Source organism: Streptomyces torulosus (assembly GCF_001419765.1).
GTDB lineage: Bacteria > Actinomycetota > Actinomycetes > Streptomycetales > Streptomycetaceae > Streptomyces > Streptomyces torulosus.
In genome coordinates, this window is sequence record NZ_LIRK01000059.1 from 1 (window position 1) to 11,340 (window position 11,340).

Below are 11,340 nucleotides of genomic sequence, written 5' to 3' on the forward strand. Positions count from 1 at the left end.
CACCTCGCGGCGTTGTCGCACGACCCGAGTACATCCAGTACACGGGTCATGCTCCGCCTTGCGAGGCACCGCACCGGACGCCGCGAGCTTTCCGGCAAACCTTTCCGGCCACAGCACTAGCGCACGACGGCCCCGGCCGACGGCCCGAGGCCGAGCCCGGTCAGGGTCGAGGGCCGGGGCCGCATGCCGTCAGGACGCGCCCCGCCTAGGCGTCGGGGCAGGTCACGTCACGCTCGGGCCGCTGGCCCGTGAGCAGGAACGTGGTCACCGCCCGGTCGCCGCACGCGTTGCCCGTCCCCAGGTAGACGCCGTGGCCACCGCGCTCCACGGTGACGAGCCGCGCCCGCTCGCCGAGGGCCGCCCGCATCCGCAGCGCGCCGACATGGGGCGTGGCCGGGTCCCGCCGGTTCTGGACCATCAGGATGTTGGACGGGCCGTCGTCGGTGATCCGGGTCGGCTTCTCCGCGGGCCGGTCCTTCCAGAAGGAGCACGGGCCGATGTTCACCGGCATGCCGGCCGTGAGCGGATACCGCACGCGGTGCTCGGCCACCGCCCGCTCGTGCGCCGCCACCGATGTCGGCCAGCGCACGTCGTTGCAGATCACCGCCATCACGGTCGCCGCGTCCTCGTCGCTCAGTGGCCCGGCCAGGTCGGGCGGCAGGACCGGCGTCGCCTTCGGGTCACCGGCCTGCCGTATCAGCAGGGCCAGATCGTCGAAGGACGCGTCGTTGTAGAGGGCGAGCTGCATCGCCTGACGCAGCCGGTTGCCCGTGAGCGGCACGCCCCGGGTGGTCGTCTCCCGCGGCGCACGGTCCAGTTCGGCCGCCAGGGCCAGGAACAGCGGCCGTACGTCCTCCGGGCGCCCGGCGAGCCGCAGGCCCTCCGGCGCGCGGGCCGGGTCGGCGGCCCAGGCGGCGAAGTCCGGGAACCGGTCCTCCGCACCCCGCGCCATGTTCTCCAGCCAGCGGCGCGCGACCCGGCGCGGATCGGGGTCGTCGTTGCTGTCCATCACCCAACGATCGGTCCGCTCCGGGTACTTCTGCGCGTAGACGGCACCCACGTACGTCCCGTACGACACCCCGTACGCCGACAGCCGCTCCTCGCCCAGGGCGCGCCGGAAACGGTCGATGTCGCGTACCTCGTTGGCGGTGGTGAGGCTGCGCAGCACGGCCCCGCCGTTCCTCGCGCACGCCTCGGCGGTACGCCGGGCCCGTGCGACGTTCTCACCGATGCCGCCGTCGGGCGCGGGCCAGGACCGCAGGGTCACCAGGTGCCGGTCCTCGGCGGGGAGACCGCAGCTCGCCCGTGTGCTGCCGCCGACACCACGCGGGTCAAGGCTGACGATGTCGTACGCGCCGCCGAGTTGCCCGCGCAGCGCCTTCCCCTGCTGGGTCAGGCGCCGGACGCCCGAGCCGCCCGGTCCGCCCGGGATCACCAGCAGCGTGCCGCGCCGTGCCTCCGGGTGCTCACCGCGCAGCCGGGACACGGCGAGCTTGAGCTGCGGGCCGTCGGGGTCGCGGTAGTCGAGCGGGACGGGCAGGTCGGCGCACTCCTGGTCGGTGGGGCCGCCGGGGTGCGCGCAGGGGCGCCAGGTGAGTGCGGACGGGGCGGAGGGCGCGCCGGCCGCCGGGCCGGCGAGGGCGGTCAGCGTGGTGGCGGCGGCCGAGACGGACAGGGCGAGGACGAGGGCTCGTCGAGTGCGATGCGTCATGGGGATCATGCTGTCGGCCGGAGCCCCTCGGCCCCATCCGGCCTACCGCACACCTGTGGTGGGGTTCTCCCCCTGGGGCTCACCCCAGGGGGCCGCGCCCCGACGGCTCGGCGGCGCGTGTCGGGGGAGCCGTCACGGCAGCTCGGGGAGGTCCTCCGCGTACAGCAACGTCAGGTCGTCGGTGCTGGGTTCGTCGACCTGGGCGACCCGGCTCGCGTGACGCTCCACCATCGCCTCGAAGGTCTGCCGCGCGGTACGGCCGTTGCCGAAGGCGGGGCCCTTGGGGATCGCCGTGAAGTACTTCAGCAGGGCCTCGCCCGCGCCCGGCGCCAGCCGGTACTCGTGCTCCTCGGCCTGCTGCTCGACGATCCGCAGCAACTCCTCGGGCACGTAGTCGTCGAAGGTGATCGTGCGGGAGAAGCGGGACGCCACACCGGGGTTGACGGTGAGGAAGCGCTCCATCTCGGTCGTGTAGCCGGCGACGATCACCACCACCGCGTCCCGGTGGTCCTCCATCAGCTTCACCAGCGTGTCGATGGCCTCCTTGCCGAAGTCCCGCCCGGAGTCCTCGGGGGACAGCGCGTACGCCTCGTCGATGAACAGCACCCCGCCGCGGGCCCGTTCGAAGGCCTCCTGGGTGCGGATGGCGGTGGACCCGATGTGCTCGCCGACCAGGTCCACACGGGACACCTCGACGAGATGGCCCTTGTCCAGGACACCGAGGGACGCCAGGATCTCGCCGTAGAGACGGGCGACCGTGGTCTTTCCGGTGCCGGGGGAGCCGGTGAAGACGAGGTGCCGTTTGACGGAGGCGGCCTTCAGACCGGCCTGTTGGCGGCGGCGGCCCACCTCGATCATGTCCGTGAGGGCCCGCACCTCGCGCTTGACGCTGTCCAGGCCGACCAGCGCGTCCAGTTCGCCGAGCACGGCCTTCGACGTGCGGGCCGACTGCTCGGGCTCCGCGGCGGGCGCGGTGACCGCCGGCGGCTGCGGTTCGACGGTGCGCTGGCCGGGGATGGAGCCCAGCAGGCCGGGGGAGCGGGGAGCGGTCTGCGTCGCCGTCTCGTGCGCGACCGGGGGCCGCACGCCGCCGCTCTCGTCGCTGGCGCAGTCCTCGACCACGGGCCCGCCGCCGGAGGAGCCGGGGCCGCCCTCCGCGAACTCGTAACCGCCGCGCGCGCAGCGCTCCGTACGGCACTTCCGCAGGGTCGCGCGGCAGCCGTCGATGATGTGGAAGCCGTAGCCCCCGCTGCCGGTGACCCGGCAGTTGAGGAAGCTGCCGCGGCCCTCGGCCGAGACGTAGAAGCCCGCCTCGGCGGGCGAGGTGACCGTGCAGCGCTCGATGGTGGGGTCCGCGCCCTTGGTGACGATCACTCCGGTCTGCGTGCCGTCCAGGGTGCAGCCGTTGAGGGTGCCGCCGCTGCCGTGGTCGCGGAACCAGGCGCCCGTCGCCGCGTCCCGGATCCGGCAGTCGTCGAGCTGCGCGGTCGCGCCGTCGCTCACCGACACCGCCGTGTTCCGCACCTGCGACAGATCGCTGTCCACGACGTCCGCGCGCGACCCCCGGTCCAGGACGAACAGGGCGTCCGGCACGTCGTGGACCCGGCAGGACTCCAGGACCGCCGTGGCGCCGTCGCTGACCCAGACGGCCGGATAGTCGCCCGTGCTGTCGAAGATCTCGCACTGGTTGGCGTCCACGCGGGTGCCCGGGTCCCACACCGACAGTCCGTTGCGCCCGAACTGGCGCACCGTGGTGCGGGTCAGGGTGAGCACGGAGCGGGAACGCAGATCCACCGCGTTCTCCGGGATGTCGTGGATGCGGCAGTCCGCCAGGGTGAGCACGGCGTCCGTGTCGAGCGTGACGCCGTCCGCGGTCGTACGGTGCACATCGCAGTCGGTGAGATGGGCGGTGGCCCGCCCGGTGATCTGGACTCCGCTGCCCCGGACCTCGTAGATCTCGCAACCGACGGCCTCCAGCGCGGAGTTCTCGCCCGTCGCCGTCAGGCCCGAGCCCGAGGCATGGTGCACCCGACACCGGTCGAGCCGCGGATGGCCGCCGCCGCGCACCGCGACACCGGCCTGTCCGGCCGCGACGACCTCGCACTCCTCGAACACCCCGCCCCCGCCGTCGACGACGGCGATGCCGATCCCGGCGGGGTTGTCGACCGTACACCGTCGCACCGTCGGGCGGGCGGTGCCGCGCACCTCGATGCCGACCGCGGAGCGGGTCACGATTCTGAGGTCCATCAGCTCGGGCGTGCCGTCCTCGACGAGCAGCGCCGGCGCGGCCGCGTCCTGGCCCTCCACGTGCAGGTCCTGCACCACGGCCGAGGCGGACACCGTGAGCGGCACGCCGTCCACGGGCGCGATGCGGACCGAGCCGGGCGATCCCTCGGGGCCGCGCAGCGTGACCCCGCGCTGCACGACGAGGTTCTCCCGGTACGTGCCGGGAGCGACGATGAGCACATCGCCGTCGCTCGCGGCCTCCAGGGCCGCGGCGAGCGATGTGTACTCACCCGTGCGGCGCCGCCACCGCGATGTACCGGTGTGCGTCACCTGGACCGTGCCCTGTGCCATGGCGTTGCTGTGCCCCCACCTCGTGGAACGCGGGTCGATGCCGAACAGTTCGGCTGGTCGGTCCACCGTAGCGTGCGCGGGCAGGGCGAGTTGACCGGAGTGGGAAGGCCGTCAGCTGCCCGTGCCCGTCCTGCCCCAGTCCGGCCCCGCCTTGTCCCATGCCTGGTCCCAACGGATGTACCGGTGGCGGATCATGCGCCAGACGATCAGTCGTCTGCAGCCCTCGATGAAGCCCGCGGCCAGGACGGTCGCACCGAATCCGGCCAGGACCGCGTGGGTCGTCGCGGTCGCGCTGTCGAGCGGCCGGCCGACCGTGCGGCCCTGGGCGTCCGTCCACAGCGCGAAGCGGTCCCCTGGCCGCGGGTCCTTGAGGCCCGACAGGACCGTGCCGTGGCGGTCGGTGCCGTCGGGGCCGGTCCAGTCGGCGACCACGCGGCTGTGCCGGTCGCGGGAGGTCGACGTCTCGGGGTCGGGGTCGAACGGGGAGCCGGCGACCCGCTTGACGACGGTGGCCGTCACCAGGTGCCGGGCCGCCCGCTGGTCCCGCACGGACTGCTGCAAGGAACCCTGGGTGGCCGTCCCGACGAAGGCGCCGACGAGGGGGGCGGCGACGAGGATCAGCGTGAGGGCCGCGAACGCCAGCCACGCCTCGACGAGATCGGTCGTCCGGCGCAGGGGATTGTGGCGCCAACGCCACAGCCCGCCGAATGCCCCCAGCCCGCCGATTGCCCGCACTGTCCCACGCCCCCTTCCGCGTCCGTGATAACCCCCAGCGGGGACGCCCACGCGCGGTACCGGTGAAGAGAGAGCGAAATCACCTCTCCGACCGGCCTTCTCATGAACTTCTCACAAAGGCCCAACGGCCGGGCCGGGTACCTGTGTTCCCGACCGCCGACCGAATCCAGGATGTTGAATTTTCAAGGTGGATGGTACTCCCATGCGTACGCGGGGATCGCCACGACCCGAACACCCCTTATGCACAAGGCTATTCGAGCACGCGCACCGGATCGCCGATCCGCACCGTGCCGCCGGATTCCGGAACGAGGTTCTGCCCGAAGACCAGCTTGTCCCCGAACCGTCGGTGCCGCGCGAGGGTCCGCAGCGGCTCCCGGCCCCGCTGGGCGGTGTCCTGGTCGGTGGTGGTCACCACGCACCGCCCGCACATCTTGGCGACCCGGAAGGTGACCTCGCCGATGGCGACGCGCCGCCAGCCGTCCTCGGCCCACCCTTCCGTGCCGTCCACCACGACGTTCGGCCGGAAGCGGCTCATGGGCAGCGGGCCCTCCTCGGGGTGGTCGCCGTGGGCGATCAGGGAGTTGAGCGCGTCGAGCGAGCCGAGGGTGGTGAGCAGCAGCGGGTAGCCGTCGGCGAAGCTGACCGTCTCGCCGGGGCGGGCGAACTCGGGGTCGACGGGGCGGCGGGTCGCGGGGTCGTCCAGGTGGACCAGGCGTACGGGGACGCCCAGGTAGTCGCTGAACCAGGCGTGCGCGGCCGCGTCGGCCGGGACCGCCTCCACCTTGTCCTGCCAGATCTCCACCGTGACCGTCGGGGCCGGCCCGGGTGCGGCGACGGTGAGCGGCTCGCGGCCGGGTGCGGACAGCACGACGCCGCCGCCGGGCTCCAGCCCGGCGGCGGCCAACGCCATGCGCGGATGCGGACGTTGTGTGATGACCTTGCCCGAGTCGTCGACCAGCACCCAGCGACGGTCACCCGCCAGACCCCAGGGCTCCACGACGGCCTCCTCGGGAGCGAAGCCCCGGGCCGCCTTCAGCGGGTGGACGTGGATCGAGTGCAGTGACGGATTCCCCATGGGGCCATCCTGCCAAACGGCGGTGACCACCCCACGCGGAATGTTTCAGTCGGCTCGGTACCGCGGCTCAGTACCCGCGGTACTGCTGGCCGTTGTACGGATCCTGCTGGTACGGGGCCGTGGGTGCCGGGCGCGGGGCGGCGGGGCGCATGGCCTCGTAGCCCGTGCCGGGGCCCATGGGGCGCTGCTGCTGCGGCGGCTGGGCGCCGGGGTAGCCACGCGGACCCGCGGCCTGCTGCGGGATGTACGCGGTCGGCGCCTGCTGCAGCGGCGACGGCTGCTGGGCCTGCGGATAACCGTACGCGGGCGAGGGCTGGGAGGGACCCGCCGGCAGCGCGGGGAGCGCCGACGGGAGCGCGGGCAGGTTGCTGCCCGGTGTGTCGTACGCGGCCGGGACTCGGATCGGCGCGATCTGAGGGGTTCCCCGCTCGGCGACGAGAGAGTCGTAGATCGGGGTGTCCGCGAAGGACGAGGCGGAGTAGTAACCGCCGCCGTAGGTGGAGCGGGGGGAGGTCATGGCACATAAGTTAAGCCCACGATGTGCTGGTTGGGGAGACCGATAAGAGGGTTGTTTTCCGTGTCCGCCGTGACGCTGGATCCCCAATGCGAGCGAACTCGGCGAAATAGGGCAGCGAAAAGGGCTGTGATCGTGTAAAGCCCGAGTTCCGAGCGGGTTACCAAGGGTTGGCCAGTGATCTTTCGGTACGGGTTCTGGGGGTTCGGGCGCCGGGGGAATAGGTTTGGCGCCGACAAGCGGGCCGGACGGTTCGGACGGACTGCGTGGGACGCGGCCTGGCGATGACCCTTGCGGGTGACCTTCTGATGGGGGCGGACATGACAATGCCGAAAGGATCGAACGTCGCGGTGCCGACGGCCGCGCTACGCGTGGAATTGGGCTGGCGCTCCGGACCGGGTGTGCCGGACGCCGACGCGTCGGCGCTGCTGCTGACCGGGGGGAAGGTCCGCACCGACGCGGACTTCGTCTTCTACAACCAGCCCGCGCACTCCTCCGGCGCCGTCCGGCACGGTGGCAAACAGGACATCGGCGGACAGGTGACCGACTCCCTGCACGTCGACCTCACGCGCGTGGAGCCCGCCGTCGAGACGGTGGTGCTGGCGGCGTCCGCCGACGGAGGAACGTTCGGGCAGGTGCCCGGTCTGTACATCCGCGTGCTCGACGAGCGGGCGGGCACCGAGGTCGCGCGCTTCGACAGCGCGGACGCCGGTGTCGAGACGGCCTTCGTGCTCGGCGAGTTCTACCGTCGACAGGGCGCCTGGAAGTTCCGTGCCGTCGGCCAGGGCTACAGCAGCGGCCTCGAAGGACTGGCCACCGACTTCGGCATCACCGTGGACGAACCCCAGCACGCCGCCGCCCCGCAGGCGCCCGTGTCCCCGATGTCTCCTCCCACGCTCGTCTCCCCGCAGGCGCCCGTCTCCCCGCCCGTCACCGTGCCGCCGCCGGTGACGACCGCGCCGCCCGCACCTCCGGCCCCGCCCAGGGAGACCGCCGGCCCCCGTGCGCCTCACCAAGGTCACGCTCACCAAGGAGGCCCCGGCGGTCTCCCTGACCAAGCAGGGCGGCACCTCCGGCGCCATGCGCGTCAATCTCAACTGGGAGGTGCGCAAACAGTTCACCGGGTGGGGCAGCAAGCTGGGCCGGGCCGTCGCCATGCACGCCGACCTCGACCTCGACCTCTGCGCCCTGTTCGAACTGTCCGACGGCAGCAAGGGCGTCGTCCAATCGCTCGGCAACGCCTTCGGGGCGCTGCACCGCCCGCCGTTCATCCACCTCGACGGCGACGACCGCACCGGGGCCGTGTCGAGCGGCGAGAACCTCACCATCAACCTCGACCACAAGAACGCCTTCCGGCGCATCCTCATCTTCGTGACCATCTACGAGGGCGCCCGCTCCTTCGCCGACCTCCATGCGACGGTCACCCTCCAGCCCCAGCACGGGGCGCCGGTCGACTTCTCCCTCGACGAGTGCACCGTCCCCTCCACCGTCTGCGCGCTCGCCCTCATCACCAACCAGGGCGGCGACCTCATCGTCCAGCGCGAGGCCCGCTACCTGGTCCCCGAGCGCGGCGTCAGCCCCCAGCGCACGGTCGACTACGCCTACGGGTGGGGCATGAACTGGACACCCGGCAGGAAGTAGCCGCCCCGTGTGAGCCTCTAGTGCTGTGGTCGGAAAGGTTTGCCGGAAAGCTCGCGGAGTCCGGTGCGGTGCCTCGCAAGGCGGAGCATGACCCGTGTACTGGATGTACTCGGGTCATGCGACAACGCCGCGAGGTGCCGNNTCCGGTCACAGCACTAGCTCTCCTCGGGGGCCGTCTCCGGGCGGGCGTAGGTGCGGCCCTTCCAGGCCGCGCCGCGCCCCCGGTAGTGCTGCACGGCGGAGTCGACGGTCATCAGGAGATAGAGGACCGAGGTGAACGGCAGCAGGGGAGCGAGCCACAGCGGCTGCCGGTAGTGGCGCAGCATCGGCAGGTACGTCGCCGCCATCAGGGCCCAGGCGAGCCCGCCGGCCCACGCCGTCGGCAGGTCGCCCGTCGCGAGCCCCAGCAGGAGCGCGGCGGGCGGCACCCCGTAGACCAGCAGCAGACCGAGGACCGTGCCCGCGAGCAGCAGGGGGTTGTGGCGCAGCTGGGCGTAGGCGCTGCGGGAGACCATCCGCCACAGGTCGCCCAGCCGCGGATAGGGCCGCACGCTGTCCACCCGTTCCGCGAGCCCCAGCCAGATGTGGCCGCCGCTGCCCTTGACCGCCCGGGCGAGGGCCACGTCGTCGATGACGGCCTGCCGGATCGCGTCCGGGATCCGGGCCCGCTCGGCGGCCTCCGTCCGCAGCAGCACACAGCCACCCGCGGCGGCCGCCGTGCGCGAGCCTCGCACTCCGATCCGGCGGAACGGGTACAGCTGGGCGAAGAAGTAGACGAAGGCGGGTACCACAAGCCGCTCCCACAGGCTCTCCGCCCGCAGCCGCGCCATCTGCGACACCAGGTCGAAGCCGCCGGTGCGCGCCGCCGCCACCAGCGCGCGCAGGCTGTCCGGCCGGTGCGCGATGTCCGCGTCCGTCAGCAGCAGGTACTCGGGAGCACGCGCGCGTGCCAGCCCGATCCCGTGCCGTACGGCCCACAGCTTGCCCGTCCAGCCCGCGGGCGGCTCCCCGGGCGAGGTGACCGTGAGCGGCAGGCCACCGTGGCGCAGGGCCAGCGCGCGGGCGAGCTCGCCGGTGTCGTCGGTGCTGCCGTCGTCCACCAGGAAGACCTCGGCGCGGCCGGGGTAGTCCTGGGCCAGCAGCGACGGCAGGCTCTCCGGCAGGACGGCGGCCTCGTCGCGCGCGGGGACGACGACACAGACGTAAGGCCAGTCGTCAGGGTCCCGGCGGGGTGGTAGTCGTACATCCGTGCGCCAGAAGAAGCCCTGGCCGAGCAGCAGCCACAGCCAGGCGGCGAGTGATCCGGCGGCGATCCACGCGATGGCGCTCACGTCGGCAGTCTGCCCCACGCCGACGGCCCCGCCGAGGCAATCGTCTATCGTGGCCGGGTGAAGATCGCGCTCATGGACTCCGGTATCGGTCTGCTGCCCGCCGCCGCCGCGGTGCGGCGACTGCGCCCCGACGCGCATCTCGTGATCTCGTCCGACCCCGACGGCATGCCCTGGGGACCGCGGACCCCGGAGGACCTGACGCGACGCGCCCTCGCGGTCGCCGAGGCGGCGGCCGCGCACCGGCCGGACGCCCTGATCGTCGGCTGCAACACGGCGTCCGTGCACGCCCTGCCCGCCCTGCGCGCCCTCCTCGAACCGGAGCTGCCGGTCATCGGCACCGTCCCGGCGATCAAGCCCGCCGCGGCCGGCGGTGGCCCCTTCACCATCTGGGCGACGCCCGCCACCACCGGCAGCCCCTACCAGCGCGGACTGATCGAGGAGTTCGCCGACGGCGTGCCGCTCAGCGAGGTGCCCTGCTGGGGGCTCGCCGAGGCCGTCGAGCACGCCGACGACGCGGCCGTCGACGCCGCGATCGCCGCGGCCGCCGCCCTCACCCCCGACGACGTGACGACCGTCGTCCTGGGCTGCACCCACTACGAACTGGTCGCCGAGCGCATTCGCGCGGCCGTCCAGAAGCCGGGACAGCCGCCCCTCGTCCTGCACGGCTCCGCCGGCGCGGTGGCCGCCCAGGCGCTGCGCCGGATCGGTGAGCTCCCGGCCCCCGACGCCGAGTGGACCGAGGCCGGCCTGACGGTCCTCCTCAGCGGACGCGAGGGCGCGCTGCCGGCGCCTGCCCTCGCCTACGAGGAGGGCAGGCTGCTCCAGGCGGTCGGGGCCGCGCTCGCGGCCCAGCCCGAGCAGTAACGTTCCGCGACCAGGTGCCTGCGCAGCGGAACCTGAGTACGCTCAGAGGCATGAGGGACCATCCCCACGGCGAGCCGGGCAGCCCCGAAGCCCTCACCTCCGAGGTCTGGACCGGTCGCGCGACCAATCGCGCCCAGTGGCTCCTGGCGCTGGGCGGCGCCGCCTTCATGGCGCTGGGCATCGAACTCGCGGTCGACTCCGCGTGGACGTCCGGTACGGCCCCGCTCGTCATGTCGGTCGTCGGCTGCATCGCGGCCGGGCTGCTCGTCCTGTTCGGGACGCTCGCGTTCGTGCACGTCTCCGTGAGGGTCGACGGGGAATGCCTGGAGGTGCGCTGCGGCCACATCGGCGTACCGCGCCGCCGCATCCCCCTCTCCCAGGTCACCGACGTGGACTTCGCCCCCTGCGTCACTCCCCACCAGTGGGGCGGCTGGGGCTACCGCTGGCGCCCCGAGAAGGGCACCGCCGTCGTCGTACGCAGAGGCGAGGCCGTGGTGCTGCGTCTCCTGGACGGACACACGTTCACCATCACCGTCGACCACGCCGAGACGGCCGTACGCGTCATCCGGTCCCGGCTCAGGCCCAAGGCGTCGGACGCCGCACGCTGACGTCGTCAGGGGCGCCGGGGTCTTCGGGGGCGTCGGGGTCTTCGGGGCCGTCGTCGGCGGCATCCCGCGGGGTCCCTCGTGGGCTCATCCTCCGCCCGCGTCACGGCCGGCTACGCCGACGCCGTCCTCCTCGTCCGCGAGGGGCCGCGCCGTCGCCATCCCCGCGAGCAGGCCCGCGCCCGCCGTCACCGTCGTGAAGCTCAGCGCGTTGCCGACCGTGGCGATCGCGGCCAGCGCGGTCAGCGCCGCGCCCGCGGTGAGCGCGACCGGCGTGGCCCGCGGGG

8 protein-coding genes and 2 pseudogenes are annotated in these 11,340 nt (G+C 73.2%); 3 read left to right on the forward strand and 7 right to left on the reverse strand.

All coding sequences use genetic code 11. The annotated features are described in order from the left end of the window. Positions 1–205: 205 nt before the first annotated feature. The 5 genes from AOK23_RS05615 to AOK23_RS05635 form a co-directional block, all read right to left on the reverse strand. Complete coding sequence (locus tag AOK23_RS05615) at positions 206–1,711, reverse strand: alpha/beta hydrolase (protein ID WP_055711636.1); 1,506 nt, start codon at positions 1,709–1,711, stop codon at positions 206–208. Positions 1,712–1,843: 132 nt separating this feature from the next. After that, the gene (locus AOK23_RS05620) at positions 1,844–4,288 is read right to left on the reverse strand and encodes a right-handed parallel beta-helix repeat-containing protein (protein WP_055711637.1); all 2,445 of its coding nucleotides are present in this window, start codon (positions 4,286–4,288) and stop codon (positions 1,844–1,846) included. 111 nt (positions 4,289–4,399) lie between these two features. Then, positions 4,400–5,023: an Rv1733c family protein gene (locus tag AOK23_RS05625; RefSeq protein ID WP_055711638.1), complete on the reverse strand. Its 624-nt coding sequence runs from the start codon at positions 5,021–5,023 to the stop codon at positions 4,400–4,402. A gap of 250 nt (positions 5,024–5,273) precedes the next feature. Further along, positions 5,274–6,098 carry an MOSC domain-containing protein gene (locus AOK23_RS05630; RefSeq protein WP_055711639.1) on the reverse strand — a complete coding sequence of 275 codons (825 nt, stop codon included), beginning with the start codon at positions 6,096–6,098 and terminating at the stop codon, positions 5,274–5,276. A 67-nt stretch (positions 6,099–6,165) separates the two neighbouring features. After that, positions 6,166–6,615, reverse strand: a complete 450-nt coding sequence (locus AOK23_RS05635; protein ID WP_055711640.1) for a DUF6643 family protein — start codon at positions 6,613–6,615, stop codon at positions 6,166–6,168. A gap of 305 nt (positions 6,616–6,920) precedes the next feature. On the opposite strand from AOK23_RS05635, the pseudogene AOK23_RS05640 reads away from it, so the two are divergent. Beyond that, a pseudogene (locus tag AOK23_RS05640) lies at positions 6,921–8,253 on the forward strand (TerD family protein). Between the two features lie 155 nt (positions 8,254–8,408). Here AOK23_RS05640 and AOK23_RS05645 read toward each other — a convergent pair. Beyond that, positions 8,409–9,584, reverse strand: coding sequence for a glycosyltransferase (locus tag AOK23_RS05645; RefSeq protein WP_240496266.1), 1,176 nt, complete (start codon positions 9,582–9,584; stop codon positions 8,409–8,411). Between the two features lie 57 nt (positions 9,585–9,641). Here AOK23_RS05645 and AOK23_RS05650 point away from each other — a divergent pair, with 57 nt between their 5' ends. Then, positions 9,642–10,448: a glutamate racemase gene (locus tag AOK23_RS05650; RefSeq protein ID WP_055711642.1), complete on the forward strand. Its 807-nt coding sequence runs from the start codon at positions 9,642–9,644 to the stop codon at positions 10,446–10,448. A 50-nt stretch (positions 10,449–10,498) separates the two neighbouring features. After that, positions 10,499–11,056, forward strand: a complete 558-nt coding sequence (locus tag AOK23_RS05655) for a hypothetical protein (RefSeq protein ID WP_055711643.1) — start codon at positions 10,499–10,501, stop codon at positions 11,054–11,056. 84 nt (positions 11,057–11,140) lie between these two features. Here the strand turns inward: AOK23_RS05655 and AOK23_RS05660 are convergent. Then, positions 11,141–11,340: pseudogene (locus AOK23_RS05660) on the reverse strand (O-antigen ligase family protein); the annotation flags it as partial.